The sequence below is a fragment of the Neorhizobium sp. T25_27 genome (assembly GCF_002968565.1).
Taxonomy (GTDB): domain Bacteria; phylum Pseudomonadota; class Alphaproteobacteria; order Rhizobiales; family Rhizobiaceae; genus Neorhizobium; species Neorhizobium tomejilense.
In genome coordinates this window covers 88,907-115,786 of the sequence record NZ_PVBJ01000011.1, presented here as the reverse complement: position 1 = coordinate 115,786, position 26,880 = coordinate 88,907, and the positions used below count along the sequence as shown (strand labels likewise).

The 26,880-nt window shown below is 56.5% G+C and carries 22 protein-coding genes; 10 read left to right on the top strand and 12 right to left on the bottom strand.

The features are described 5' to 3' along the window. Nucleotides 1-35 precede the first annotated feature (35 nt). Nucleotides 36-2,930: a TIR domain-containing protein gene (locus C5J24_RS25375; RefSeq protein ID WP_105421852.1), complete on the top strand. Its 2,895-nt coding sequence runs from the start codon at nt 36-38 to the stop codon at nt 2,928-2,930. A 668-nt stretch (nt 2,931-3,598) separates the two neighbouring features. Here the strand turns inward: C5J24_RS25375 and C5J24_RS25370 are convergent. Further along, on the bottom strand, nt 3,599-4,129 hold the full coding sequence (locus C5J24_RS25370) for a hypothetical protein (protein ID WP_105421850.1): 531 nt from the start codon (nt 4,127-4,129) through the stop codon (nt 3,599-3,601). Nucleotides 4,130-4,429: 300 nt separating this feature from the next. On the opposite strand from C5J24_RS25370, the gene C5J24_RS32080 reads away from it, so the two are divergent. The 4 genes from C5J24_RS32080 to C5J24_RS25355 all read left to right on the top strand — a co-directional run bounded on the left by C5J24_RS32080 (nt 4,430) and on the right by C5J24_RS25355 (nt 7,268). Beyond that, nucleotides 4,430-4,573 (top strand): hypothetical protein, encoded by a 144-nt coding sequence (locus C5J24_RS32080; protein ID WP_172724138.1) that lies wholly within the window; start codon nt 4,430-4,432, stop codon nt 4,571-4,573. A gap of 254 nt (nt 4,574-4,827) precedes the next feature. Then, nucleotides 4,828-5,526 (top strand): hypothetical protein, encoded by a 699-nt coding sequence (locus tag C5J24_RS25365; RefSeq protein ID WP_105421848.1) that lies wholly within the window; start codon nt 4,828-4,830, stop codon nt 5,524-5,526. Between the two features lie 9 nt (nt 5,527-5,535). Beyond that, on the top strand, nt 5,536-6,069 hold the full coding sequence (locus tag C5J24_RS25360) for a hypothetical protein (protein ID WP_105421846.1): 534 nt from the start codon (nt 5,536-5,538) through the stop codon (nt 6,067-6,069). A 386-nt stretch (nt 6,070-6,455) separates the two neighbouring features. After that, nucleotides 6,456-7,268 (top strand): reverse transcriptase domain-containing protein, encoded by an 813-nt coding sequence (locus C5J24_RS25355; protein WP_105422042.1) that lies wholly within the window; start codon nt 6,456-6,458, stop codon nt 7,266-7,268. Here C5J24_RS25355 and C5J24_RS25350 read toward each other — a convergent pair. Continuing rightward, entirely contained in the window at nt 7,265-7,897 is a 633-nt protein-coding gene (locus C5J24_RS25350) for a hypothetical protein (RefSeq protein WP_172724137.1), read from the bottom strand. The two genes, C5J24_RS25355 and C5J24_RS25350, sit on opposite strands and share 4 nt — an antisense overlap. Before the next feature lie 747 nt (nt 7,898-8,644). Between C5J24_RS25350 and C5J24_RS25345 the strand changes: the two genes are divergently transcribed. Further along, nucleotides 8,645-10,663 (top strand): AAA family ATPase, encoded by a 2,019-nt coding sequence (locus tag C5J24_RS25345; RefSeq protein WP_105421842.1) that lies wholly within the window; start codon nt 8,645-8,647, stop codon nt 10,661-10,663. Continuing rightward, nucleotides 10,660-11,727 (top strand): hypothetical protein, encoded by a 1,068-nt coding sequence (locus tag C5J24_RS25340; RefSeq protein WP_172724136.1) that lies wholly within the window; start codon nt 10,660-10,662, stop codon nt 11,725-11,727. Before C5J24_RS25345 ends, C5J24_RS25340 begins: the two co-directional genes overlap by 4 nt. 106 nt (nt 11,728-11,833) lie before the next feature. Here C5J24_RS25340 and C5J24_RS25335 read toward each other — a convergent pair whose 3' ends face one another. Both C5J24_RS25335 and C5J24_RS25330 read right to left on the bottom strand, forming a co-directional pair. After that, entirely contained in the window at nt 11,834-12,385 is a 552-nt protein-coding gene (locus tag C5J24_RS25335) for a recombinase family protein (protein ID WP_105421838.1), read from the bottom strand. 385 nt (nt 12,386-12,770) lie between these two features. Next, on the bottom strand, nt 12,771-13,517 hold the full coding sequence (locus tag C5J24_RS25330) for a DUF4145 domain-containing protein (protein WP_105421836.1): 747 nt from the start codon (nt 13,515-13,517) through the stop codon (nt 12,771-12,773). A gap of 278 nt (nt 13,518-13,795) precedes the next feature. On the opposite strand from C5J24_RS25330, the gene C5J24_RS25325 reads away from it, so the two are divergent. Further along, a complete protein-coding gene (locus C5J24_RS25325) occupies nt 13,796-14,293 on the top strand; it encodes a hypothetical protein (RefSeq protein ID WP_105421834.1) in 498 nt (165 codons plus the stop codon). 72 nt (nt 14,294-14,365) lie between these two features. Here the strand turns inward: C5J24_RS25325 and C5J24_RS25320 are convergent, their stop codons facing one another. From C5J24_RS25320 to C5J24_RS25300, 5 genes are read right to left on the bottom strand one after another with little or no spacing between them, the layout of a single operon-like run. Next, a complete protein-coding gene (locus tag C5J24_RS25320; RefSeq protein ID WP_205836975.1) occupies nt 14,366-17,008 on the bottom strand; it encodes a hypothetical protein in 2,643 nt (880 codons plus the stop codon). Continuing rightward, nucleotides 17,005-17,856: a hypothetical protein gene (locus C5J24_RS25315; RefSeq protein ID WP_105421832.1), complete on the bottom strand. Its 852-nt coding sequence runs from the start codon at nt 17,854-17,856 to the stop codon at nt 17,005-17,007. Before C5J24_RS25315 ends, C5J24_RS25320 begins: the two co-directional genes overlap by 4 nt. Then, a complete protein-coding gene (locus C5J24_RS25310) occupies nt 17,853-18,827 on the bottom strand; it encodes a GTPase domain-containing protein (protein ID WP_205836974.1) in 975 nt (324 codons plus the stop codon). The genes C5J24_RS25315 and C5J24_RS25310 overlap by 4 nt, the downstream gene beginning before the upstream one ends. A 53-nt stretch (nt 18,828-18,880) precedes the next feature. Beyond that, a complete protein-coding gene (locus tag C5J24_RS25305; RefSeq protein WP_105421828.1) occupies nt 18,881-19,909 on the bottom strand; it encodes a GTPase-associated system all-helical protein GASH in 1,029 nt (342 codons plus the stop codon). After that, complete coding sequence (locus tag C5J24_RS25300) at nt 19,909-21,270, bottom strand: metallophosphoesterase (RefSeq protein WP_105422040.1); 1,362 nt, start codon at nt 21,268-21,270, stop codon at nt 19,909-19,911. The genes C5J24_RS25305 and C5J24_RS25300 overlap by 1 nt, the downstream gene beginning before the upstream one ends. A 322-nt stretch (nt 21,271-21,592) precedes the next feature. On the opposite strand from C5J24_RS25300, the gene C5J24_RS25295 reads away from it, so the two are divergent. After that, nucleotides 21,593-21,859: a hypothetical protein gene (locus tag C5J24_RS25295; RefSeq protein ID WP_105421826.1), complete on the top strand. Its 267-nt coding sequence runs from the start codon at nt 21,593-21,595 to the stop codon at nt 21,857-21,859. 691 nt (nt 21,860-22,550) lie between these two features. Here C5J24_RS25295 and C5J24_RS25290 read toward each other — a convergent pair. The 3 genes from C5J24_RS25290 to C5J24_RS32075 all read right to left on the bottom strand — a co-directional run bounded on the left by C5J24_RS25290 (nt 22,551) and on the right by C5J24_RS32075 (nt 26,000). Further along, nucleotides 22,551-24,170: a DUF927 domain-containing protein gene (locus C5J24_RS25290; RefSeq protein ID WP_105421824.1), complete on the bottom strand. Its 1,620-nt coding sequence runs from the start codon at nt 24,168-24,170 to the stop codon at nt 22,551-22,553. Between the two features lie 123 nt (nt 24,171-24,293). Beyond that, nucleotides 24,294-25,199, bottom strand: coding sequence for a hypothetical protein (locus C5J24_RS25285; RefSeq protein ID WP_105421822.1), 906 nt, complete (start codon nt 25,197-25,199; stop codon nt 24,294-24,296). A 195-nt stretch (nt 25,200-25,394) separates the two neighbouring features. After that, a complete protein-coding gene (locus C5J24_RS32075; RefSeq protein WP_172724135.1) occupies nt 25,395-26,000 on the bottom strand; it encodes a hypothetical protein in 606 nt (201 codons plus the stop codon). Nucleotides 26,001-26,552: 552 nt separating this feature from the next. Here C5J24_RS32075 and C5J24_RS25275 point away from each other — a divergent pair. Continuing rightward, the gene (locus C5J24_RS25275; protein WP_037077223.1) at nt 26,553-26,792 is read left to right on the top strand and encodes a hypothetical protein; all 240 of its coding nucleotides are present in this window, start codon (nt 26,553-26,555) and stop codon (nt 26,790-26,792) included. Nucleotides 26,793-26,880 lie beyond the last annotated feature (88 nt).

The following is a 26,880-nucleotide window of genomic DNA, read 5'->3' as shown; positions in this document are numbered from 1 at the left end:
TCAGGATATCGAATCTTTTTTGCGGGGTAAGACTTGTGGACTTCCGATATTTTGCTTTTATAAGCTACAGCCATCGTGACGAAGCCACCGCAGCAAAAATCCATCAAGAACTGGAGCGAATAAAAATCCCAGCGGATTTTGTGGGAGGACTACCCGACGGTCTGCGTAGTCATCGAGCATTGCGTCCGGTATTTAGGGACAAAGATGAACTTCCATCCACTTCTTCACTCCCTGATGCACTGCAAGCTAATCTCCGGGCGTCAGCATACCTTGTAGTGGTATGCTCCCCCGAGGCGGCCTGCTCCCGATGGGTGAACGAAGAAATACGATTTTTTCGTTCGCTGGGCCGAGCCGCCAACATACTTTGCATCATCGTTCGCGGGACATCCGAGGTGTGGTCTGAAGCACAGCAAGATGGCGCATTTTCCGCCGAACTCATTGGTCCGAACGGTTCTATCCCATTGGCCGCAGACGTAACATCTGAGAAGGCAAGTATCGCTACAGAGGTGATGCGGCTAGCCGCTGGCATGCTGGGTGTCGGTTTTGACATTCTTTACAGACGTGAAGCCCGGCGCCGCCGTAAAATCATCATCACAGCAGCATCTGTAGGCATTGTTGTTCTGTTCACAGTCGCCGCGCCGCTGATTTACTTTTTGGTCAGCAGCGAAAGGTCGGTAGCCGAGACGTCACGCGAAGCTCGCATCAACAATTCGATAGCGGTAGCTCAACAAAGTGACCTCGCTGCAAAGGAGCAGGACTACATGAAGGCCATGGCCATTGCTGTTGAAGGGATGCCTGACGAGGCAAGAGGCATTGCCAGACCGCTTGAGCCAAAATTACAGGCGGCGCTTTCAAGAAGCTACTGGCAGATTTCCAATGAAGTCACCAGACCCACCGAAACGTCCACCGTCGTTGCCAGGAAAACAACTCGAGGATTGTTGGCGTTGGAAGCGGGCGAGGGTGAGGACAGCGACTATCGGGTTATAGGTGAAGACGGAAAGGTTATAGGCTCAGTCCCCGCCGACGCAGTTTCAAGCGATGTCGCGGATATCGATAGCGCGGGCAAGATAGTTATTACGGGATCATCATCTGGATGGATCACTGTGTCGACGACAGCCGGCAAAAAAACTTCTTCGTTCAAAGCGTATGACAGTAGTGTTCGTTGGCTTCGATCAAACAACCAAGGAACTAGTATCATCGCCTTCTCAGCAGATGATGCTGGCGCGGACATCTGGCAACTCGATGGAACGAAGGTGGCATCGGTTCCTTCTGTCAGAGGTCTTAACACAGCAGTTTTCTCGTCCGACGGCCGTCAGGTTGTAACAGCTGACAACGAGAAAGCCGCGGTCTGGAGTCTTGAGGGCAAAGAGATATTCGCTGTTCCAATTACCGACTCGGTCGGGTCGGCGTCATCCGCCAACATCAGTTCAGACGGGCGGCATTTGGCTGTAGGGATGTCCGATGGCACCATTGAGATTTGGTCAGTCGGCGGCACACGTGTCTCAACACTAAGGGGGCACAAAGGATATGTGAGTTGGGTAGAGTTTAGCGGCGATGGGTCGAGATTGCTCTCTCATGATGCGCAGGAAGGAATGACTAAGGTCTGGGATGTCGAGAAACAGATAACGCTCGGTTCTCATAAGGTTTCGCCCGACGCGTTCTTTAGCAGCCGTTTCGCGCCTGACGGCCGGGGGGTCGTCATGTCTAACGGACCCAATATCTGGTACCCTGAGCGGACTGATATAAGACGACACACTCTTTTTAACGCGGAGGATGTCGATCTCTCCTCAGACGGCACTCTATCTAGTGGGGGTGAGTCGTACGGGAGAATTCAACTATATGATCCGTCTGGCGAAGTAAGCGGGATTCTTATTGGTCACGAAGACAGGGTCTGGTCAACCTCATTCTCGAGCGAAGGTAAGCTTCTTACGACTGCCGCTGATAGCACGGCGCGGATATGGACGTCCGGGAAGGCTCAAGTTCTCTCGGGGCATACCGACAATGTCTGGAATGGAGTTTTTTCGACCAGCGGTAAGCTTGCATTGACTTCATCCTCTGATGGCTCATCTCGCCTCTGGACTTCTGAAGGGAAGCTCATAGCGGTATTAAAAGGTGAAGACTACCCAGTCGGCAGACCTCTCGGAAACATCGACACAGACCAATGGATTTTCTCTTATAAGGCGGGAAAGAACTGGCATAGCGGAGTTATTAGTGCGGACGAGAAGCTTATTGTGACTGTCTCCGGCGACAATACATTTAGGCTGTGGAATACAAATGGGACTTTCATTCGTAGTTTCGGTGATCTGGGAAGCCGAGTGTGGGATGCCGCCATCTCCTCGACAGGAAACATCATCGCTGCTGGTTTAGGCGATGGAACGGTACTCCTGTTCGGTCTCGATGGTAAACTCATCCGCAAGCTTGAGATTCCGGCGCTCCCAAACCAACAGGGCGGATTTCCGGTTTGGCGAGTCAAGTTCAATGAAGCCGGCACTAGGCTGCTTGCAGATACCACCGCCGCTGCGTACGTCTGGGATATTGATGGAAGGCTCATGACAAAGGTTCCGCCGATGTGGAGTGGCCGTCTGGAAGCGGACTTTAATTCGGACGGCACGATTATAGTTACGGCAGATGGCGAGGTCATCCGCGGTTGGGACCTAGAAGGCAACCTCCTCCTAACCTTTAACAGCGAAGCGGAACACATTCGGTACTTGCCGAACGGCCAGATCCTTGGATATTCAGAGGGAGCTGCTCTAATTCTCCCTGAGCCGCTATTGGGGCAAGAGTTGGTTCAGGCGGCGAAACGTAAGCTCGTGTACTGCTTAAGCCCAGCTGAGAGGCGATCAGCCTTCTTGCCACCCTTTGTCAAATCGAACCCAGTCGTTGCCCTTTGCGGGTCCGAGGTCGATTATCCATCACGGCCTCAGCCGTGAATGGCGCGTTGGATGGGGCGAAACGTCAATTTGTTGTCCTCGTATGGGGTAAAGGGAGCATCAAGTCTAGCTAGCGGATTTCCGCAAACAGCTTCGGTCAAACTGTAACATTACGGTATACGCTGTCGTTACGTCACAGTCTGGTCGCGCGCGCCGTAACACCAAGGTTGATAACGGCCATCAGTGACAAGGGAGCCGAGTGCCTAAAGCTTGATGTGACATGTCCGCTTCGGGGCCGATTGCTGACGGTCCGCTGCCAGGAGACCCTACAAGGAAGCGGAAATGTGAAACTTCTATGACGGGAAGATTTTTGAACGCGCGCCCAGTCCGAGCATCCTCAGGACGACCGGGAGTTCATGGCAATCTAGGCTCTCCCCGCGCCATCAAGATCTGTAGCCGGGGCAGGCCGGATGCAAAATCAGTATAGACTGCAGCCCCTGATGCCCTTAGCTCAATCAGCGAGATGGTTGAACTTCCTGATGAATTCGACTTGCAGAAGAGCGTCCTTAAGCAACGCGGTGCCGTAGTTGCGGCGACCAGGCCGAAAGGGTTTGGTCAGCGCGGTGTCAAGTCGCGCTTTTGAAAAAAAGGGGAACTGATCTACAACCAATCATACGGGCCTACTCGGGTAGAAAAATACCCCGGGGGGCTAGCGAAGGCCCGAACCTTCACTCGCTGGAATTGCCACTTAGAATTGAATAGTCGTCATCGCCGAAATCTGAGGGGGAAGTGCGCTTGATCCCGACCGCCTTATACAGGTATTCGGCCTTCTCGTTAGAGGTCACGGCTATCTCTTCGACTATCACGGCGGACTTCAACAGCACTTCGATGATCGGGGTATCTGTCCGCTCCTCTCGCCAGTACCGGTCGATGCCGTCGATCGGTGCCTCGCCGGCCGCGACCAACACCGCAAGCTGGTTGACGAGGTTCATGTCTCCTTCGTGGAGGATGCTCGCCGGATCGGCGTAGACCCTGTAGAGGTGGCCACCGGTCATCTTCGAGTGAAAGAGCCGCGCGGCTTCTTCATCACGAAACAGCATCAGGCATTCCGAGCGATCCGGTTTGTCCGCTGGTTTCCGCTCGCGCATCAACGCTTCGAGATGCCTCCCTGCTTCAGGATGCTTGTCCTCGAAGTGCCCCGCCGTGTTGATAGCATCACCCTGTTCAAAGACACGCTTGTCTGCCCGAAAGAATTCCATGCCACCTCCCTTGGCCTTTTCAATTGCTTACAATCGGCCTTGAGAGAGCTACAGCAAAACAAGCTGTGAGGGTAGCGGTGCTGGACAACGCCCTTAGAAGGCGCCTCTGAGACTCAGAGTTTATACTCTTGGGCCGACTCGAAAATAAATTTGACAGCAGTTTCAAGCGTGCAGGTGGACCGAGTCTGGTACCAGCCTCGGCGCCGACTCGACGTGACCCCTTGTGAGCCGCCCGCGATATGATATTTTGCGCAGCAAGCAGCCGACGTTCTTCACTTTTTTTTGGTGAAAGGACCGGCCATGGAACCCAAAGATTCCCTCTTCCTCGAAATCCTCGGCATCAAGGCGGGCGCGCACGGTCGCTTCTCGATTGTCGCCGTGCTTTTGACCTTTCTTGTGGGAGGGGCGGGTTACCTGTTGGGCCGAACCTTCGGCATCTGGTGATGATATCGAAATTAGAACGACGGCCGTGGCCGTCTGCCTCGTGACGAACAGCGGGTGGCAAGGGTCAAGCTCCTTCGCGGGGAACCGCTCGCAGGCTGAAGGAGCTTGATGCACGGGAGGGCGGAGCCCCAAGCCCCCTACCGGCCCGAGAACGTATAAAGAACGGGATAACCCCAATTTAGCAGGAAACGAGATTGTTTGGACTGCGGGGCACTATTATTTAAGTATCGTGGTGGTCAGCTGGGGACGCTTCAGTGCCGGACTTTGAAAACTTTCCCGACGATGATGAAATTGCTCTGCTTCAATACATCGAAGAGTTCACCGCCCTCTATCAGGAGGAGCTAGGCAATTACGGCGAGAACGACGATACCCGTCAGGTCGGGATCGAGTTCATGAACAACGTACTGTCGGCGGCGAAAGCCCTCGAAGTGGAAGAGTTCAACGGCTGGCGCATCCCGGATTGGGACGCCGCATACTCGACCATCAACGAATTCAAACTCTTTACGCGGAGCTACGTGATCCGTTCGCAGGTGAAAGCCGCGCGGCTCGTAAAGGTATATTCTGTCAGCCTCGACGCTCCGACCCGAGAGCGCGTCCATTCCTTGATCACGGCGATTAGGGAGGTGTTGGACAAGGCCGATATCGAAGAGCGAAAGCGAAACTCTCTCTACGGCAAACTCAACGCCTTTGCGGCCGACGTGGACCGAGCCAGGACAAGGTTCGACAACGCCATGGCGTTCATGATCGACGCGGCTGACGCGGTGAAAAAGGTCGGGGAAGGGCTGAACCCGCTCACCGAACTCGTCAAACGTATCAACGAACTGCTCGGCCACGCCAAGGATTTGGAAGGCGAGGTGAAGTTGCCTCCCCCTGTCGAGCGCAAGCGCATCGAGGGGCCGAAGAAGGTTGAGCCGACATTCAGCCGCGACATGGACGATGATATCCCGTTCTGAGGAATTGACGTGGCAAAACACCCTGATGAAATCGTAGGAGACGTCGTCGTCGCGCTTTTGAGAACGGCGGCTGATTTTTTCATCGACAGCATTTTCCTCCTTCGTCCAACGCTAAAAAGGGTGGGCTTGGAGCGGAAACTGAACTCGTATTTCGGTGAGATGGAAGTCACCGTCGATCAGCGGATTCAGAAAATTGACCTAGCGCGGGATAACTTGGCTGAAGCTCTTTCGGCTATGGACGAGCTGAAATCCAGCGCGGAAGAGAATAGGGCCGAATTGCAACGGCTGCAAGTCGCTCTTGAAAAGGCGACCGCCGAAAAGCAAGACCTGTCGGCATATAATCAAGACCTTCGGAAGCTGGCCGAATTGGAAGCCGAATCCGTGCGTCGGGCTTTAGGCATGCCCACGCCACGGGAAGTGCTGCGGAGTAAGGTCATAAGCTTCTTTGCGGGCGTGCTTGTGACGATCCTGCTTTCGCTCCTCTACGACTTTGCCGCGAAGCCATTATTCCTGTGGGCGTTTCCATCGTTGAAAGGCGGTTAAACCCCTCTGGTAATACGCGGACCCGCACCGGTTGATAGGCAAGCGAAAAGTTATTTTTCGCAAGCCATTGTAGAGTATTGAAAACGCAACTGCGCATCAATAAATGTTGGGTGCTTCGGCGATAGGACGCACCTCGCGCTGGCCCATATGTGACTATACGGCTTCACGGCTTCATGGCGCATTGGCTTCGAGACTTAAACCCTCTCTCAGTTGACAACTCCATCGTGAAGATGAGGTTGCGGATTGGCCGAAGCTAGCAATGGAGGTACCGCCGATGAAGAAAAATCAGAAGCGCCTACGCCTTGCTGGGCAGTATCTTGCACTTGTACTTCTCATCCTTGAGAACGTAAATGTTGCACTTGAGCTGCTTAGCAAGGCTGTCAACTATGCCGCACGCATTCGAAAACTACCTGCATTCATACTGGAAGAACGGCAAGCCGATCTTCGCACCCAATGATTTCAGTTCTGACCTCGGCACCAAGCTCAAACGCAAAATTGCGAAGAAGTATACGTTCGATAAGTTCGTCTACCACTTCAAGGACGGCTCGCACGTAGTGGCCCTCCACCGGCACAGGAACAATCAGTTTTTCTGCCGGATCGACCTAGAGAAGTTCTTCTACAGCATCCGCCGCAATCGCGTTAAACGGGTGCTGAAGTCCATCGGAATTCGCAAGCCTGAGTATTATGCGAAGTGGTCCACGGTGAAAAGCCCCTTTGCCGGGGGCGGGTATGTTCTCCCGTATGGCTTCGTGCAGTCTCCCATATTGGCCACGCTCGTTCTCGCGGAATCGCCAATCGGCACGTACATCCGCAAGCTTCCCCTCGGTATCGCGGCATCCGTCTACATGGACGATATCTGTCTCTCCGGCCCTGATGAGGATCAGCTCGCTGAAGCATTCAAGGGGCTCTTGGTCGCGGTCGAGGAGGCGGGGTTCCAGTTGAACCAAGACAAGACGCGAGAGCCCGCCAAGCAGATTGATATCTTCAACTGCACCCTTGAACACGGCACCACGGAGGTCACGCCGGCCCGCGTCGTAAAATTCTATGACGTCCCGAGGTCGGCCAACGGCGTTGCCTCTTTCGAAACCTACTGCGATATCGTGAAGTCGCATACGTGGCGGGTAGGAGCAGGGAAGCGACGTCGGCGTAAGCTGTACGCGGCAAAGCGCAAGGCTGCGAAAGCCGCACCAGCCTCTTAAATGGGCGGTATCCCAAGCAGTCCCGTGACTACGCCGATGTAAAACCCCACGATCATCCTGATCATGCTGTCTGCGAATTTGACCTTCTCGGGGTCGGTCGTCTTGAAGTACATGATCAGAAACACGGCCAGAAGCATCGTGATCGCGAGGATCATGAAGACGACAATGCCCTGACGCATCCATCCCACAGCTACAGCAAGCGTTGGCGGCGCAGCTTCCTCTGCGTGGGCTCGGGTGACAGGACCTTCACCAATCAGCTGCTGAATCAAGTTCCGTTCGATGATCGGCCGCATTTTCTCGGTGTCGGACATTAGGGTCTCCAGCGTCCTGTTCAGGTCTTGAAGCGCGCTCTGCGCTTCAGCCGGAAGCGGCTGACCCGCAAGACTGTTCTGGACCTTAGCGACGAGCCTTTTCGATTCCGCCACGTTCTCGCGGAGCTGATTCGCTTGGCTCAGCGTGATCTCAACGGCTCGTTGTGTGTCGGGAATGAAGTAATTCGCAATCGACAGGACGGTCAGAGAGAACCCGAACATCAGTATGAGTGCTGGAAGCAATTTGTCGGATAACGCGACAAACCGCTCCTTTACGGAAGAGCGCGCAAGCTCTTCGGGTGTCTTATTGTCAGCCAATTTCGTCCCCCAGTCCGTCAGGTGGCAATGTACATATGTAGTTGCCAAGATTCGCGCGACCTCGCCATCAAATTGTCGCATTGATATCTGAGTATCGCTCTGTTCAAGTCTTTAGCACCGGTTCGAATGCGGTAGCCTCCACCATTTACGGGGGCTTGGTGTAGCGGAAGCACAGGGACCTTATTGAGCGCCGCTCCCCAGCAGGGTTGAGCGGCGCTCTTCGTTTCAGCGTTGCCAACATTGCTGCGCTGGGTCAGAATCCCCTTGTGAATAGGAACAGCGATAAAGCAGCGGATAGCCGCCCAGATAGGGCGGAGCCCGCAGTGCCGACTGTCATCGATTTGTCGTGAGTTGATGACATACGCGCGGTAGATCCATGCGGGAAGAAAACCATGCTGACTCTTCTATCACTTCATGGCTCGGGCCGATACGAGACCGATTGGTAGAGTTCTGTGGCCAGGTTGCACCTTGAGCGGATATCGATTACCTCGAACTTTTCGACGGCAGCTCTTGAGCACTTCATTATTGAAATCGAACGACCGAATTGAAGGCGCATGACGGCCGCCGGGCCCAAACTGGACGCCGGCCTCATCTCGAGCTGCACACTCCAGGTACTAGTGGACGGCATCGGCTGGCGCCACTTGTTAGGTACACGATACCCTCAGGCCTTAGCCGAACAGCCCGCAAAACACTTGCAACCCGACCATCGTTGTGTGAGCAAGGTAGTTCCATTTGTTGGGGGTGGGAATGAACGAGAGCGGGTTTCGCGAGTGGCTGGAGGCGAACTACCGCCCCAATACCGTCAACACAAAACTCTTCGAAGCCCGAAAACTGGCCGCAGCTTACGGTGACTTGGATAGTGCGTTCGACGCGGATCGCCTTGAGGCGGTTATGAGGACGCTGACGTACTCGTCGAAGGACAACGCACAAGGCAGACCAGACCCCTCCAAGCTGCAGCTCAGCTCTCCGAACATCTATCGCGATCTGAGCAACTTTAGGACCACAATAAGCTACTACCGCAACTATCGCGACGGCACCTCGCGGCGCCCAAAGCTCACAACGCTCACCCGTGAAGCCGTTGAGAAAGCGATGGACGAATACGACGCGCTAGGTTTCGAAGAATTCATGGCGGCGTACAACTTCGGCACGTCGTTGTCCCATTGGGCTGTAAGTGGAGATAGACGTTATCCGTCGAAAGCCATCGTCGGAGTAGCGCACCAATACCTGCCCAGCGGCGCCCCACTCGACAACGAGCAATTTAGCGGTTCAGACGCTAGGCGGGAACTGCAACGCCTTGGATATTTAGTCGAAGCCGCATTGAAAGAAGCGACAATACCAAATCGCCGATTTTGGATCGAGAAGACGATCGTGAGCGAACGGCGAGATCGGGAAAGCGGTGAGCACGGACTGGGCCGAGCTTTATGGTCGCCACAACGTTCCAAGAGCGGTGGCGACATCTACGCCTCCATGCGTGAAGTGCAGCCCGGCGATGTCGTGTTCCACCTGACCGACAACACCGCTATCACGGGTGTGTCGATAGTCGATGCCGCTGTAGATGACACGTTTAGAGGAATTGCAGGCACTGCATGGGAGGGTGACGCTTATAGGATCGCCCTGAAAGACTTCGAGGAGCTCGTCCCCCCTCTTGAAAGGAATGCTTTCCTCGCAACGGAGCCTTTTGCGACGGAGCTTTCTGAGTTGGTTCGTGCTGGTGCGAGCCGACTGTTCTACAATAGAAAGCTAGAACTCAATCAGGGCGCATACCTAACGGAGGCCACGCCGACACTGCTTTCGATCCTCAATCGGGCCTATGACGCCTTCTCAGGGAAGCAGTTGCCTTACTTCGAAATTGAGGCCGGCAATGGCGCGAATGGCGAGGCCGCGCCATTCGCCAACGAGTACTCGCTGGACGACGCCCTTGAGGAGCTCTTTATCGACCGGGCAGAGGCCGAGGAGATCATGCTGGTCTGGCAGGCGAAGCAGAACGTCGTACTTCAGGGACCGCCCGGCGTCGGGAAGTCCTTCGCCGCCCAACGACTGGCGTTCGCCATGCTGGGCGCAAAGGATCGGGAGCGATTGGGCATTGTGCAGTTCCACCAGTCGTACTCATACGAGGACTTCGTCGAGGGCTATCGACCAACACCTGACGGCTTTGAGTTACGCCCCGGCAAGTTCGTTGAGTTCTGTCGCCGCGCAGAGGCAGACCCCGACCGCAACTACGTATTTGTGATTGATGAGATCAACCGCGGTAACCTCAGCAAGATCCTCGGCGAGCTGATGCTGCTTATCGAGGCCGACAAGCGTTTCCCAGATTGGGCGATTGCACTGGCCTCAGGCAAAGTGCCGTTCCATGTTCCGCGCAACGTCTACCTGCTAGGACTGATGAATACCGCCGATCGATCGTTGGCCGTTGTTGACTATGCCCTCCGCCGACGCTTCGCCTTTATCAATCTAGTACCGAAGCTTTCTTCTCCCAAGCTAAGAGCACAGCTAACCGCGGCCGGCGTCTCCACATCAATCGCATCAATGCTTATCCAGAGAATCGAAGCGCTCAACACCGAAATCGTTTCCGATGCCACTACGCTTGGTCCGGGGTTCGAGATCGGGCATAGCTATTTTTGCTCCCGCCCATCTGATCGCGAGGACGCTTGGTCATGGTATGAGCGGATCATCCGAACGGAGATCCTGCATCTGCTGCGCGAGTATTGGTTCGACGCTCCGACAAAGGTCGCTCATTGGGAGAGCAAACTCTTGGCGCCACCGTGAGCGAACCAATCGCACAGATCCCGATAGAGAACATCTATTACTTGTTCTGCTATGCCTGGGACCGATTCGAGGAGGCCCAGACTGCCGAGGTAGGCCGCAGCGCTAGCCCTGACCTGCCGTCGCTTCTCGCCAAGGTGCTGCTTGGCGGCACTCGAACCCTTCTTCGACGTGGAATAGATCGGGGATACCTGCCGCATGACGAAGACCTTGCCACCGTGCGGGGGCAGATCGATTTAGGTCAGACTATTCGGTTGCGGTCGCGCCAGGCCCGTCGTCTCTGTTGCCACTTCGACGAACTGAGCCACGACGTTCTTCACAACCAGATACTGAAAGCATCCCTATTAAGGCTTGCGCGAGCCAGCGACCTGGAACCATCGATTAGGCACGAGCTGAAGCAAGCAGCGCAGCAGCTCTCGGACGTCTCGCACATTCGCTTGGACGCGGCGGTATTCTCGAGGGTTTACCTGCACAGGAACATCTCAGGGTATCGACTGCTAATGCGGGTAGCGGAGCTCGCTTTTCATTCGCTACTGCCCACGGAGGGCGGGACCGGCTTCAAGTTCTATGACGTCCTGCGCGACGAGCGGAAGATGGCCGTCATCTTTGAGGCATTCGTCCGCAACTTTTATCGACGCGAGCAGCGTACATTTGCTGTGGAGCCCCTCACCTTAAACTGGAACGCCGAGCAGCTATCGAACGCTGGTGACGGCCAACTGCCCACGATGCGCGTCGATGTCTTTCTGCGATCGGCTGAGCGGCGAATTATCGTTGACACCAAGTACTACGTGGACGCGCTGCAGAGCTATAGAGGCGCACAAACCTTTCATTCTGGGCATCTTTACCAGCTATTTGCGTATCTCAGAAATGCTCAAGGGACTGGGGGCACCGACCGGTACGATGGCATGCTGCTTTACCCGGAAGCCAGGACCCGTCCCGACGCGAACTATCGCATTCACGGCCATTCGATCCGCATCGCGACTATCAACCTAGCTCAGCCATGGGCACTCATCGAACGACGTTTGTTGGAGCTAATCGAGCCCCACGCTGACGTCGTGGGAGCTTGAACGATCGAGACCGCTCTTCTCGCGTTGCGGAAGTGGCGAAAAGAATCGACCGCTTTCAGGAAATTGAAGGTTCACCTCCGATGGCGGGAATGAGGGCGCAAATCGGTCATGCTGTTCGCGCATTTAGCACGCGATAAACCTGCATTCGCGAGCAGCCGATTTCTCTGGCGATTATCGTTACGCCAATGCCCGAATCTGACAGTTCGCGAATTTTCTCATGGTCGATCCGAACCTTTCCACCCTTGTACTGCCCTGCTGACTTGGCCCTTTCAATACCCTCACGCTGCCTCTCCTTGATAAAGCGGCGCTCCATCTGCGCCACCATGCCTAGAACGGTTAGCACCAGATGCCCCATTTCGCCACGCGTCGTCACATGGGGATCCAGCACGGTCACGAAGGCCCCGCGCTGCTCGCATTCATAGATGATATTGAGCACATCCCGAGTATCGCGACCCAAGCGGTCAAGGCGCGAAACGACCAGTTCATCGCCGGGCCGCAGAAATTCGATGACGGTGGCCAGCTCACCACGTCCCTCTCGACTTGCTCCCGATATTTTCTCCGACCGGACTATTTCGCAGCCTTCGGCCTTCAACCTGGTATACTGAATATCCAGGTCTTGGTCGATCGTACTGACGCGTGCGTAACCAATGCGGGCCATATGTCACCTCAAGCTTTAGGCTCAAGGCTACCCTGTCACAAATAGTCGATGTCAACCCGGATGTTACGGCACCGGGCACGATAAGGTGACGTTACACCAGCCTATACCCCTAGGTGACGCGAGGGCGCCGAAGACGATCATTGCACACGCCGACCGTACCGGCCGATCGGGGGCCGAGGACGAACCCGCTGCGCGGAAGGGCGTCTTTGCACGACGCCCGGCGGCTCGGCTTCTCGGCACCCTTGCTCATCTCATCGAGCCGCGGGCATTCCCCTTGCGGGATCATGGGTTTCAGCCGGAGAGGAACAGCGTTCGCCAGAATCCGGAAACACCACGATGCAGCCGAGGGCGGCCACATTGGAAAGGTGGGCACGGCCTGAAGAATTCACACCGGAATTTTGATCGGGTTCTCCGGCGGCGTCAATTTTTCATCTACCGCTGCGTCGCCCTGCAACGTCTTCGCCGCGGCCTCCCTGCCTCGTTCAATTCGTCTCGTAAGAACGAAAAGGAAGAACGCCAGCGCCTCGGCGAATTCTAGCGATTGCGTCGCTTCCTCAGGTGAAACATGAGGGCTCTCCAGATCGGCATGGCGCGGCCGGTTTGCACCAAGTCGTACCGAATGCGCCCACTCACCCATGTTTTCAGTGATTTTATGTTCCGCCACGGCTTCATCGATGCGGGAATAGACGGAGCCCTTCTCATAGCCCAGCAGCTTCAGCATTGAGTCCACGGCCGATCCGGACATAACCGCCGAAGCGTCGGGAGCATGGAGGGTAGACATTGCCTGTTCCAGATAAGTGCGCGCTGGAACCGGGATGTCCTCATGCGCCTGCCGCGCTTGGGGAATGTATTGGTGGATGATGGGCTCAGCAGAGGTATCCCCGGAGTTCCCCCTGGTCAGCATCATCCCGCCGCAGGAGTTACAAGCGTAGACGCCCCACACATAGGAGGGACCGCCATTGAATGATGACGATACGCCGTGGGTTATCCACCATTGTTCAAACCCGGCGTCAGGGGTCGAACAATGCGGACAACGACCTTTTAGTTTGATGTGCTTGGTCATCTTCTGGGTCGGCATATTCGCAATAGCTTTCGCGAAATTATCCAATGCGACGCTCAAACTCTCGGTCATGCCACCCTCGATTGCTGCCGTTTATCGCCTTTATACATCTGCACCAATTCACGCCCCTACTCCGCCCCTTGGGGCTGAATCATTCTCCACCGAATTAAGCCATCAACGTCGCCGCATCCTGCCCCTCGGCAACGCAGTGACCGTCGTAAACGCCTACCCTATGATGTCGCTCGCGCCGAATTGGACTGGACGAGATCGACTGCGTAAGAACGAAGGTTTAAAGAGTTGCAGTTAAAACCACCAGAAATTGAAGCTGTTTCTACCCAGGAGGGTAAGAGATGTATCCCAAGTTACCAAGCCTTATGGATACTAGAATCCCAACCTTTTTGAAGAACTTCAACTTGCAAGCGTTTGAGGTAGTTGGCTATTCGGCGATAAACGCCAAATACCAGGCTGACTTCTGCCACGTGTCAGTGAAGGACGCCGTTATGAAAGGTGGCGGCCGCCGCGTTCACGGGTGGGCACTTTGGGAGTTCGAGAGCCATATCGTTGGCAATTTTCACAGCATCTGGGAAAGGCCCGATGGTACGTTTGTTGATGTGACTCCTCCAAAAGTTGGCACTAAAGTGATATTCGCCCCGGATGCCAGCCTAAAGATCACCGATGATGGAACACATCAAACCTTGTATCAGAACCGCACCTCCGATCCAGGCCTGCCCTACATCGACCCGTTGGGAAACGCGGCCAATCATCCACAATGGATGCTCGAAAATTCGAATCCTAGCCTCATCGAATATTGTAAATCCTTGGGTTGGAATAATGCTTCAATGGCATAACAGAACACGTCGACTTCCGGCCGTCGCTTCGCTCGCAAGCCGGGGCGCCTCTAATCCTTCATGGCGACGTGCTCATTCGTAGGGATCGTACTTCGCCGCCGGATTGGCCCGCAGTTGCGAAATCGCGTTCTCGACGGCGTTTCTGCACTCTTCCGGCAGCTTGCCGACGTCGGATGCAATCCGCTTGATGTAATTCTCACCGTCGTGCTTTTTGGCGACCCGGCGCATGATCCTGGCTACTTCATTGATGCGGCAGGCGGTTAGAGCGAGATCGCGGGGCGGCCATGACGATGACATGAACGCATCAACAAGCTCATGCCGTGCCGACTTGCATCGATCCCAATCCATAAACGGGATGAACTTGAAAAACTCGGGCACGTCGTCGGCCTTGGCGAACTCGCCATGGATCGGGGGAAACGTAGCTGCGATCAATAGTGAGACTGGCCGGCTGCGCAAACGCAACAACGTCGGCAAAAGGGAGCCTGCAGCCTCGAGAAGAGCGCTCGGGGAAAACTTCTCGGCGTCGAACATGAATGCGGCGCAGGCTTCGACCGCCTTCTCGTTAAGGTCGAAGACTGAACGATTCCGCAGGGCGTGAGCTATCTCTGCGACGGCCATAACTATCCGACGCCTGGCCGCCGGGCTCGCCTTACTAAAGGCAACCATGTTCCGGCTGGCTATCGTTGCGTCGACGTTCTTCGCTAAGCCGATTCGGGCGGCCCACGCACCGTCGAGATGGCTCCCCAACATGCTCAGCGTCGATGCAAGGAACTCGACCTCGTCATCACCGAGGCGGCAGCCAAGGCAACGGCTGAGAGCGTGCTTGGCTAATATCAACTTTGCGTCGCCAACGAGCCCGTCTAGCACGCGCGGCAGGATCCGGACGAACATCGCTATCGGAAGCGCGTCGCCGGACACAGCGCGTAGCAGCAGATCGGGCTCCAGCATTGTCAGTGTGTCGATTGCGAGCTTTCCCACCACCTTGTTGGCCAGCATGGCGGCGAGCTGTAGGTCATCAGCGTCGCGTAGAAGATCGAGCAGCATGGCGGTCGCTGTCTGCTGATCAAGTACATCGGTATCAATGAGCCAGCGCGCGTCCTCGACGCTGGGGATCAGCGTCCTCGCGATCATAGTGTCGCGGCGTGTAGTGGGCGAAAGTGACAGGAGGGCTGACCGCACTTTCGCTTTGGTGGAAGCAGAGAGCGCCCTGCCTAGAACTACGGCGGAGAGCTGTGCAGCAGAAAAGTCGTTTACCTCCCCAAGGTGATGTAATTCCCGAACTAGCTGCGGGCCATCAAGCAGGCCAAGCAGCGGCTCTGCCGCAGGGATCTGCCAATCCTCAGTCAACAACGGGAGCAGGCCTGGGCCAACTACGTCAAGCGTGGCAGCATCCAGCAGCGGCAGAACCTGTTCGAGGCGGTCGATGAACGTGCGCTCAGAGGCAACGCGCCCGATCAACGGCCCATCTTGGGCCAGCAGCCGCCCCAGCACCGCGGGTTTGGCTTCGAGCAGCGCGCGCTCCGCGCGGTCCGTGAACGTGCCTCCGATGCCTGACGCGATCCTTGGCAGCAGGTCAGCGACCACACCACGTGGATCGTCCTGCGACAGTAGCGCGACGGCCCCTTCCGGCGCTCGCGCAGCGAGCTGTTCGACCGCCTCGGCGACCGCGGCGCGCCCCTTCGGCATTGATCGCCCTTGCAGCTTACGGGCAAGCGCTCCTAGGAAGCTCCATGCCTCAACCTCGGGGAATCTCGCGGAAGCCTGCTGCACCGCCTCTGCAAGCGACGGCTCAATCGCCTCAAGAGCCCGAGAGTCGCGCACCTTGCCGGAGTTCGCGATGTCCAGTAGCCCAAGCGCAGCAGTCGGCGTCGTTTGCAACTTACCGACCAGCTCGTTCCACAACATCGCTATACGAAAGGCGGATGCGTTATCGATGCCTGGTTCGTCTCCACCGACCATTTCAACCTCGGTGGCAGAAAGGAGTCGGGGATAGGCTTGATCGAAAACCCGAGACACGATGGTCCCGGTCCACGGATGCCGACTGCCTTGGATCGAGCGACCATCCACCCTGCGGCCGTTCCAGTCCGCGAACTTCGCCCGGGCATCTTTTGGCGCAAATACAACGTCGAAGTCGCGACCCGCGACCTTGCGTGGTGACAGCGCAAACGTAGAGACCGCGAACCGCCGCCGAAGCGACGGCCACAGCGCGGTCAGCAGTCGCGTGGCGATGAGATCGGGATCGACCGCATCGAGAACGACAACCGGCCTCGCCTCTTCGAGGAAGAGCGCCTCCAGCAGATCACTGCCGCCGAAACCTGGAGCGGGCGGAAGCGGCACCGCTGGCGTCGCATTCAAGACGACTTGGCTCGCATCATGGTCTTCGGGAAGCCGGTCCATGTTCAACAGATTGAGATAGCCCGACAGCCCCTCGGCCTCGCCCCAGTCTTTTATCGGTATGAGCAAACTCAAGGTCCGCACGCACCCGGCCCGGGCCACTGTCAGGTCCTGCCATGTCCGCGCCACCACGAAGCACTGGCCGCTCGGCAGCGGATACGCCGTCAGATAGGATTTAAACCGTTCGCGCGGGCGCAGTGGCCCCGCCACGTCCGACAGCCGATCGACGACCGACTGGTCCTCCTTTGGAAGTAGCGCAGACGCGGCCAAGAGCTGGTGCCCCTGCCGATATCCGTGGATCTGGCGTTCGATGACAGTCACGATGAGCTACCGACCGCCCACGCAATTGGCAGGGTGAGGTCTGGATCCTTCTGCCAGACGCCTTCGCCATCCTGAATGGCGACCCAGCCACGTCCATCCAATCCATTCTCCTGCACATCGTTCCTACAGATCTCGTCGACCTTCAGATCGCCGCCGACCACACTGAGGCCGAAGACCCGCAGTTCGATCGCCTCGACGTCATTGAGACGACCCGCGAGCAGCGGATACTCATGTTCAAGCCAAGCCTTTGGCCCCATGACAAACTTTTGCTGATCAACTATGTCCCAAGCGCTGACCACGATGGAGACACGAGGTGGTCGCCCGTGCGGGCGTTCCGATAGCGAGGCTTCCAGAAACCGCAGCAGCTCGCACAGCATGACTTGAGTTGGCAGCCCCTTATCATCGGCATTGCCTAGCTTGGCGAGAAGCTGCTTCGAGGTCACCCAGTTCAACGGGCGGACGTCGGCCTCTGAATTGACGCGGACGAACAGCAATGCTCCATTGGCCGACCGCATCTCCTCCAGCAGCGTGGTAGTGACTTCGCCATGCTCGGCGGCGTTCAACCACAGCTCTCCTGAAATGTCTGGGATCACGATCGTTGTCTGTTCACCGCCCTTCTCAGCCGCGACCACCACCTCGAAGTCTCGCCTTTCGTCGGCGTGCTCGGATCGAGGGGCGAAGTTGCCCGAATACAGGTGATCTGCAACATCAAGAACGAAGCGGATATCCTCGGGCTGCGCAGCCGCATGCAGGCAGCCGCCTCCTGCGTCGAGCGCAGACCAGACGCGCCCAACATAGTTGGTCTTGCCGGAGTCAGGACCGCCAAGTAGCACGATCGAGCGGCTCATCGGTCTCTCCTGTAGCTAACGTAGGAACGCATGCCTTCCACGGGGTCCGAAGGCGGCCAGAATTCTACGCGCGGCAGGATGCTGGTGGTCGAGGCCTCGATGAGTTCATCGATACCGAAACCGGACTTTACCTGCTTGTCGTCATCGGAGAACGGCGCTACGGGTATGACAGTCGCTGTAAGGTCGCGCTTCGCCAACTCCGCCTCTAGCAGAGTCGTGACCGCGGCTGAAGGCTCACCAGAATCACGATGAGTGATTACAAGCACCAGCTTGGGCATCTTACCGCCCACCAGGGTTCCGAGCCGGCCCGCAAGTTGACCCACCCGCGATATAACGCCCTGTCGACGTTCCTTATTCGCAAGCGCGCGACCGTCCAGCACGACCCAAATCACGTCGGCAGCCTTCAGAAACTCGAAGCGGTCGGCCCGTGAGGTTCCGACCAACTCAGTCGTCCATTCCCCAGGCAGGTCTGGTAGAGCCAAGTCAACCCGCCGGCCATCCGAATCACCGACTAGGCGCATATGCAGGAACCCAGGGCGCCGGTCATCGGACAGTTCGGTGTGGACGGTCATTTGCTCGGGTGGGTTGCCCGCGTTCCATTCGCGGGCGCCTCGCGCGATGTCCTCGAAAGCCATCAAAGTCTTGCTGTCAGCAAACTTCCACCCGGCCAATTCAGCGTTTGAGATCATCAGGTAGAGGCTGGCTAGGCAGGCAGTTTTGCCCGATTCAGGATCGCCTAGAATTCCAATCACGGTCACGTAGCGCGACGCCATCATCTTGCTGACCGAGTCCGGACCGAAAGCCCGGCTTGACGGGAACGAGGAGGTGCCCGTCGGCCGTTGGAGTACCGGCGCGCCGATGGCGGATAAATCAGCTGGGTTGGGCGGCTCGGCTTCGGAGGCCGAACCATTCGCGATGGCCGGTGCCGCGTTACCGATACGGTGCTCGCAGGTTACTGGATCGCGCTCCAACGCGCACACTCCGGTTTCCCCGACCGTGCAACCGTCGAAGTTGCACGCGGCGCTCATAGCTGTCGGACCCCATTGTCGCACATACGGTTCAGACCCGCCTCGAGCAGCGCGCGACCGGCCCATGTGGAGACTTTATGTTTCCTGCCGGCTCCCGGTGAGTCAACTTCGCCGGTCGCGAGGGCGTGCAGGAGGGGGAAAACGGACGAGTGATCAGCAGCACGCGTCGTGTTGAAGGACGCCGAGAGAAGCTTCCGATCATCGCCGATGGCCTCGATTAACTCCTTAAGATTGAGTTCGGGATCATCGTCGATCGTGCGGAGCACGAGATCGTAGTGCAGATCGGCGGGTAGGCGGCGCAAATGAGTCGCCGCTTCGATCCCGGAGGCAACGAGGCGCAAAGGTTCAGCCACATCGCCGATCGCACGCTTCAGCAAACGACTGCGGTTTAATTGCACCCACCATAGGAAGTCGAGCTCCTCTCGATCGAGTGCCGCATTCCGCCGGAGTGCTTCGATAGTCGCCCCGGTCGCCTTCTTGAACGTTGTGGTAGGCTTGGCACCTTCCGCGATCGTCACGACCAGATCGCCCATCTCGGAAACGATAGTGCGTTCGCGGGCCTTATCCGCCGCCGACCGACTACGCTGCTGCGCCAGTTCCAGGACCTCGCGACGCAGCCTTTCGCGCTTCTCTTCAGTCAGACTAGGCTGAAACGCGAGGGCGGACCACAATGTATTCGAATAAACGTCAACGATCGTCCAGCCTCCGATACCGGGAGCGCTGCTGAGGATCGACAAGGCGGCGACGCCGGCACAGACACCCACGTCAAGAGGACACTCCGTGTAGAGGAAGGCGGACGCATGCTTCTGCAACGCTTCCTGTACCTCCAAGCCCAGGTCGTCATCAGGTTTACCGTCGCCCCCTAGCGAGTCAGCGATCATCTCAGCCTTGCTCAAGATCTCGCCGATGTCTGAAATCTTGGCCCATGCGGTGGAAAGCTCGTCTATAGCCGCCCGCCGCGCATTGACGTCCTCGTTCGTCGGAGTGAGCGATGTGATCCTAATATGAACTGGAAGGTTGTCCATTATGCGTCCCTCTCCTTTCTTTCGCCTATCAGCCTATCAATCATCGAAATCATTTCAGGGAGCCTGCCTTCCCTGGCTAGCCAGTCAAAAAGCCGGCGCTCAAGACCTTGGCTCATCCGTTCGTTGGATTCAGCTGGGAGGGCATCGAGCTCTACTAGGATTTTCAGCCGCTCGCTCTCGTAGAGGTCGCGGAAGAACCGCAAAAGGGCGAGCTCATATCCGTCAATATCCCGCGGCATTGGCGCTGTCTCCCCTGCGCTGTCCTCCACGCCCTCTGCGGGAACCAGCTCAACGATTGGCTCGGCCGCCGCATCACCTCCACCTACATCCGCTTCCTTTGCGGGCGCGGCCGGGGCCGGACCGATCTTCTTGAAGTTCGGCGAACCCAGCGTGAAGCGCGGATCCTTCCCACCCAGGCGCTTGTCGTCCGCCTCGAAGCACGTCTTGGCCGGGTTCCATGCGCGCGGGTGTATCGTGATAACGAGGCTGTCGGTGCCATCTTCCCAGTCGAATTCGATGATATTGTATGTGAAGGTATAGATCTCGTTGGACCTAAACGGGACCGCGGCACCGGCCGCGAGCATCATCACATCGCAGCCCTCGTTGACCTCGTCAATGTTGACCTTGGGATTGTGTTCATGTCCGGAAATGAACACCCGAGCCCGACTGCGCACATACTGACGCACATCTGCAGCGTCCTTGTACCAGTTCAATGGATGGTGGGCGAGGACAACGTTCTCCTCACCCGCGTGGCGGGGGATGACGAACTGACGTTCGCCCATCACGAGCTCAGGCTGATCGTCCCGCTCCTCTCCATGGCACAAGAGTGAAGAATTGAGACGAACGAACCTGATCCAGCGTTCCGGGCCCACCTCGATGCGCAAATTGGTTGCGTACTTCGCCTCCTCGTCGAGGCCACAGTTGTAGCCGATACAGAACCGGCCATATTCCTCGAATCTGGAGAAGAGTGTCGCGCGGTCGTGATCGTTCGAGATCACTTTCTCATATTCAGCCGGACCACCCGCCCGAATAAAATCGAGGAGCTTGCCACCGCCGATCGATAACTTGTCGCGATCGAGGTCGTGATTCCCTGGGATCATCTGGACCCGATGTATGGGGCACCCGATAGCCTCGGCGAGTGTATCCAACCACTTACCGGCGGCTTCGTATTGTTCGGCCTTACCAGAATAAGCGATGTCGCCAGTGACGAGGATGCCCTGCGCCACTCCCGATGGCAGATTGGCGATCACCTCAGCGGCGTCCGCAACAAGCTCCTTCTTTACATCATCATGGATGTGAACAACGTGGTCGCGTTCCTGGCCGAAATGAATGTCCGATACGTGGACGAAGATCGCCGCCATCAATCCCCCAATTCGCAATCATTGTCCGACGGATCTATATATGTTCTTCCGAAGGTTATTTCTATCGAAAAGGCCCGCTGTTGATGTGATGAACGTCGCCTGCAACGAGACTCATTCTTGACATGTCGAGCAAAGTGGTATCGATCGACATGGCCAAGATCATGCCGTCCGCAATTGGGGACTTAGTCTCATCCTGGGAGACCGGGAAGTCGGTTCGTCCTTGATGTTCGTGGAGTCGAAGCCGGATCGCCGAAAGCTTGTTCCGGACAGTTACACCAGCCCTGCGGCATGACCAAATGATGGGATCAAGATAGGAGGTAAAATGAGTGGCGCAAAAAGGCTGATGGCCGAACGTGAGGAAATTCGTAGTTGGGCGGAGAGCGTGTTGATAGAGCACGGTGCAGCTAGCGAATGTGAGAACCACGGTTACGTCACCGACAATCTCGATAGCGGCGCGCTTGACGAGGCGGTTGCCTCCGCTCGGGAGAAGCCATTTGACGGTATGTCCGCGGACGAAGCAGAAGCAGCGGTTCGCGACACCCTCAACGATATCGGTGATGAGTGCCCTGGCTGCGATCCCGGAGATTGACGCGCACACTCTCTCTGAGGGGCAATTCCGACTTACCACCGCTCGGTCGATACGGAATTTCGCCTTCCGGGGCTCTGGCAGACCTAGCGCGCTTCCTTAAGCGAGCGTAGAACAATGCCTCGCCAATGCTGGGGATTTCTACGACCGGCGACGCAGATTGGCCATCGGCGAACAAGTCGAAAGCTTGAGGGAAGGCCGCTGATTTTTTCGAGTCCGAGGGGGCTGGATGGGTTGCGGCCTTTTCACCAGACCACCCCAGCCTGAGTCGGTGGCAAAACACCCAGCCGAAAAAAGGCATCGTCGTCGTTGTTCATGATCCCCCATTGCTAATCCCGCCCCGGGGAAATCGATCCTGGTTCTTTGTCTAATATGCTAGGATCTGGCGTGTGATGCAGGGTCTTCCAGCGATGCTCGGTCACTTGCCATGACGTCTTCTTCGCACAGCCGACGATAAGGTTGCCGTTGATGCGATGACAACACGGTTATGGTCGGCCGCAACGATTCGCCAGAGTCCAAGCGGAGCATCAGTTTATTCGCGAGCCGCATCCGCTGCCTTGATCTTGATGCAGAAGGAGCCGACGACTAGTTTCAGGCTACATCGTTACCTTGTGCCCGCTTTAGTGAACCACCTCGCCGCGCGTCAGTGGGGTGGGACTTGTCTGTCCGTGAAGGTTCACACTGACGGGCATGGTCAGCCCCGCCCGTCGCGTTGTCCAACTGACGCCGGTGCGAAGGCGATACGTTCCAACGACGTGACTGGAACTCGCAGGAACCTCTTTTCCAGCTTTCGATCCTGAAAATAAGGCGTCGATCCAGAAGCGATATTTGAGCCACAAGCTTTGAAGGCTGACATGACCTCCGCTTCGGGCGCTCCCGCAAAACATGAAACCGCTCCCTTTTCGATCATGACGAACTGCTGACCGTCCCAACGTGAAATGAAAGCTTTCGTATTGGTAAGATCCTGCTCGGCCATGGCGACCGGGATATGCCCAACTGCAAGATGTGCGAGAATTGTTAGAGCAGATTGCTGAGCCACATTACAATCGGCGCTTGTCGCGAGCTTCGATGCTTTATCAGCCTCATACAGTCGGCCGATCGCTCCGAAAGGCAGGGCGTTGTCCCAATCAACGACACAAGCGCGGATCAGCTCTTCTCCTGCCGCCGCCAGCTGAGCGAACTTAATCGCAGTTGACCGAGCCAGACTATCGGCGTCCCTTCCCGCTAAGCGTTCTGCGTAACGCGAGATCTTATTCGCATGCCTCAACCTGATTTCGTCTTGATGCTCGACGATCCAACGGATCCACTTTAGATAACTATGCCCTGAGTAAGTGCCTATGCGCGAAGACAATTCATCTGTTTGATTAGCGCGCCGTTCTTCCGTCCATGAGGATGGCCAAATACCCCCCTTCTCTCGGAGAGGAATAGCAATCGTCATCAATCGCGCATCTTGTCCACTGCCCTTTCGCCGCGTTTTTAGTGCATCTAGATTCTTTTCACCGGTTACGACGGCCGTCGTGCGCCAGCGCAGATCAGGGAAATTGGCACTTTTTGAACGAGCCTTCCCCCTCCCGTTCGCTGCAGTGTAGATAAAGGGGGACAAAGCTCGCTCGATTCCCGCATCATCCAACGTGTTCAGCTCATCAAATACAGCTACGTTGTCCGAGCAGTACTGCAATACCTCCTCGAATGCACGCGGCGTCGAATCGAAAGGGCGAAGCTCTCTATTCGATGGTGGGCAAGTAATCGCGTTGATAAGCGCGGCAAGCGTCGTTTTCCCGGTCCGACTCTCACCCCAGAAATAGATAACGGGACGCTCCGGTGACGGCAATAGACCCAAGAGAGGCTGAGCGAAGGCTATCATCGTCGCAGCCGCTAGGAAGTCGCTGTTAGTTGCGGCCTCATCGATGAAGTCGATTAGTTCATCGTTCCGCGCCTCTGGATAAGGAATGTACTGTTGACGCAAGTCCTGATGGAGAAAAAAGCCCGGGTTATTTTTTCCTTTGCATATTTGGCCGTCGAAGACGAAACAGTTCCCGTGCCAACCGCTCCGGACCGCTACCTTCGCGGAGGACGGACGAACGTTTTTCAATGCTTCGGCCAACTGCTGCTTGATGACAGGTCGATCGAAAAACTGCAGCCCAGCGTTAATAAGCTCCGGCACGCATTTTCCGGGATCGGTTGCGTCTTCGGCGGGCATCCAGATACGCACGACTGGGCTGCTACCAACCCTGGCATAGACACCTAGATATGGCCTGGTTTCACCCTCGACTTGGGCTCCATTCGTTACCTCAATCACCAACTCTTCTGGCATCAGGCTCTCCGTTTTTTACTCACTTGCTTGCCGCGAAAATTCACCGCCCTCGCAGCGAGGATGCAGAACGAACCTCGCCCTGCAGTTTCGATACCCACCTCGCAAATCGACCCATCATGGCCTCTAATTGTCATGTTCGATCCCCGCTTTGAGTAATTCATCGATAATTGGCTGCAAATCACGGTATTCGAATTTTTCAATCACTCCGGCCGGAGGGCCGATACTGATAAGTAATTCGGTGACGTGATGACCAGCCATCCAAGCCAGCCATTCGACCTTGGCTGCTCCTGTCAGATGATTTGATCTGCCACGGATCAGGCGGCCATCTACTCCCACAATTTGACTTCGAAGTTCGGGGACCTGCTTAAAGAAATAACTCAGGACTCGGGCACGGTCCGCTGGCGTTCTCACAGGCTCAAGTTGTACCGGCCGAAGAGCCGAGGATCGCTTTTTCAATACGGATTTAAAAGCAGCTCGAAGGTCCATGCTGGGCACGCCGTCAACAAGGAGATGGCAGTGAGGTTCGAACAAAACGGCGTCATCCGACGTAGGAGTCGCGGATATTTCCACCATGCCAACAGCCCAAATTTCAGAGAACGATTCCTGGAGCGGCGTCAGCGCTTTGCGGATTCTCCGTTTATACGCAGCAAGGTTGAACCGCTTGAGAGCGCCAGACCGCCGCCGATCAGCGGTATCGGCAAAGGTTAGATGGTAGAGATTTGTATAAGTGGAGGAGAGCGACTGATTTAGCTCTCCTAACGCCCAGGCTCGGGCGCGGAATTGTTCGAAGGCGCAAGCGGCACTCGCTCTGCGTAGATCAACCCTGTTCCAATCGACGTGTAAGGCATCGGAGGCGAAATCCACCTTCGCTGCCTGGAGGGCTTCAAGCCGGGCCAACTGCGTAGCAACGATGCCATCGACCGAAAACGTACTAGAAACATGGATGCTCTTCAGGCACGCCCGGACCTCAAATTCGCGTTCGTGCAGATAACGCTCGATCCCCCTTCGGGGAGTCAGAATTCTAGCCATGAGCAAGCCCCTTCAAGCGACGTGTACTGAGTGTCGTCATCGAGGGATGGAGTGGGCTGGATGATTTTTGTTCACAATTGAGCGCGTCGCGCGGCCCTTCGGCAGCGTGATAATCCATGCGTCACCTTTTAGTTGGAGGAGTAGGTGGCCCAGCGGGGAGGCAGCAATTTCGCCGCCTCCCGCCCGGAAAATTTGCTAGTCCAAAAGATCTCCGAACGCTGTCAGATCAAGCTGATCACAACATCCAGGTGCCTGAACAAGGCGATTGGCTTGGACACCCACACCAAACGTGACGACACGGTCACAGACACGGTGAACGCCGTAGTTCTGCGCGACCTCGCACAGCAAGTCCTTCTTCTTAAAGCAGGACGGCCTTGCCGGACTATACAAGCTCCGCTTGATGTAGTTGTACAGCAGGATCTCATGGAGAAATGCGCTGTCGCCAAAATTCCTCGTAATGTTCTCATGCGGAGCAAGAGCAGTGACGCCATCACCGAAATCTTCGAAGATAGAAGCGACCTTCGCGGCAGCTTGAGCACGCCGCGTGCAGGAGAACTCAATCGCGACAACTTTGCGGCGGCGAGCCAGGTCCAGGATCAAACCGGTCGTGCCGATGAAGATGGAGTCCCTACGGGTAAGCGAAGAGGCGAGGCGGCGAAGCAAACGGTGAGCTGCCGATATTTGGATTCTTCGCGCGTCACCAACATTGACAGATAAATCTTCGAGAATGAACGCGCCGCGATACCAGGATCGCCGGTCGAATTGCTCTTTACGGCGGAACCCTGACAATACCGAAGCCATGTCAGAGCCGCACTTGAGACACCGCCCGTCCATACAGGGAGAACCGCTGTTACATGGGGGAAGCGGCGGATCTCGCCCTTCGGAAGTGAAATAATTGTTCAGTACCCTTCGCTGGCTTTCGCCGAATTTTAGTTCCATAGCTGATCCTCTAACTTGGATTGGCGGCATGCGCTCAGCAGCAGCCAAGTTACAAAGCTTTTTTACCGTGTGATAATGGACCTCGCGGGCATCATTTGCCCAAGGTTTGCCCAAGCAACGACCAAGCCCGCTTGAGATAACGGCATCCTTATCGGGGGCGTTTGACCAGAAAGCCGTGATTTACGGCACAGTCAGTGCGTTGACATCGTAGGGGTCACAGGTTCAATCCCTGTCACGCCCACCATCCAGTTCAAAACGTTAAGAAATCCGCTTCGGCGGATTTCTTCGTTTCTGATCCTCCCCTTAATCTATTCGTTCCAAAACGGCGCACTTGCGCCCGAAATCCTTCACCAGCCTTGCTGGCGATTTGGTCATCTGCGGCTGTTATGGTGTTACGACATCAAGGAGGTCTAGATGGCGCAGTTCAAGAATTCGGAGCATCTCGTCCAGACGAAAGCACCGGCCTTTGAGAAGGATTGGATGCCGGGGCAGAAGGTGCCGAATGCCGGCATCTACCGGTGCAAGACCTGCGGCGACGAAATCGTCGTACACAAGGACGCGGCCATCCCTCAGATCCACCACGAGCACACGGTCCTCGGACCGGTAATCTGGAAGCTGCTCGTGTTCGCCCAGAAACATCCCTCGCGCCCCTGACCTCCGCATCTGCGCAGAACAGTTACCGCCGTTTCGAGACCGGTCTCTTTTTTCGTCGGAGCGTACCGAATCGGCCCCAACCAGCCTC

What these genes read in the sequence shown, in the direction of transcription:
- C5J24_RS32080 (WP_172724138.1), top strand. Translation starts at nt 4,430, where the DNA reads ATGGAACCCAAAGATTCCCTCTTCCTCGAAATCCTCGGCATCAAGGCG.
- C5J24_RS25305 (WP_105421828.1), bottom strand. Translation starts at nt 19,909, where the DNA reads ATGGACAACCTTCCAGTTCATATTAGGATCACATCGCTCACTCCGACG.
- C5J24_RS25370 (WP_105421850.1), bottom strand. Translation starts at nt 4,129, where the DNA reads ATGGAATTCTTTCGGGCAGACAAGCGTGTCTTTGAACAGGGTGATGCT.
- C5J24_RS25345 (WP_105421842.1), top strand. Translation starts at nt 8,645, where the DNA reads ATGAACGAGAGCGGGTTTCGCGAGTGGCTGGAGGCGAACTACCGCCCC.
- C5J24_RS25325 (WP_105421834.1), top strand. Translation starts at nt 13,796, where the DNA reads ATGTATCCCAAGTTACCAAGCCTTATGGATACTAGAATCCCAACCTTT.
- C5J24_RS25315 (WP_105421832.1), bottom strand. Translation starts at nt 17,856, where the DNA reads ATGAGCCGCTCGATCGTGCTACTTGGCGGTCCTGACTCCGGCAAGACC.
- C5J24_RS25295 (WP_105421826.1), top strand. Translation starts at nt 21,593, where the DNA reads ATGAGTGGCGCAAAAAGGCTGATGGCCGAACGTGAGGAAATTCGTAGT.
- C5J24_RS25275 (WP_037077223.1), top strand. Translation starts at nt 26,553, where the DNA reads ATGGCGCAGTTCAAGAATTCGGAGCATCTCGTCCAGACGAAAGCACCG.
- C5J24_RS25285 (WP_105421822.1), bottom strand. Translation starts at nt 25,199, where the DNA reads ATGGCTAGAATTCTGACTCCCCGAAGGGGGATCGAGCGTTATCTGCAC.
- C5J24_RS25300 (WP_105422040.1), bottom strand. Translation starts at nt 21,270, where the DNA reads ATGGCGGCGATCTTCGTCCACGTATCGGACATTCATTTCGGCCAGGAA.
- C5J24_RS32075 (WP_172724135.1), bottom strand. Translation starts at nt 26,000, where the DNA reads ATGGCTTCGGTATTGTCAGGGTTCCGCCGTAAAGAGCAATTCGACCGG.
- C5J24_RS25290 (WP_105421824.1), bottom strand. Translation starts at nt 24,170, where the DNA reads ATGCCAGAAGAGTTGGTGATTGAGGTAACGAATGGAGCCCAAGTCGAG.
- C5J24_RS25335 (WP_105421838.1), bottom strand. Translation starts at nt 12,385, where the DNA reads ATGGCCCGCATTGGTTACGCACGCGTCAGTACGATCGACCAAGACCTG.
- C5J24_RS25330 (WP_105421836.1), bottom strand. Translation starts at nt 13,517, where the DNA reads ATGACCGAGAGTTTGAGCGTCGCATTGGATAATTTCGCGAAAGCTATT.
- C5J24_RS25355 (WP_105422042.1), top strand. Translation starts at nt 6,456, where the DNA reads ATGCCGCACGCATTCGAAAACTACCTGCATTCATACTGGAAGAACGGC.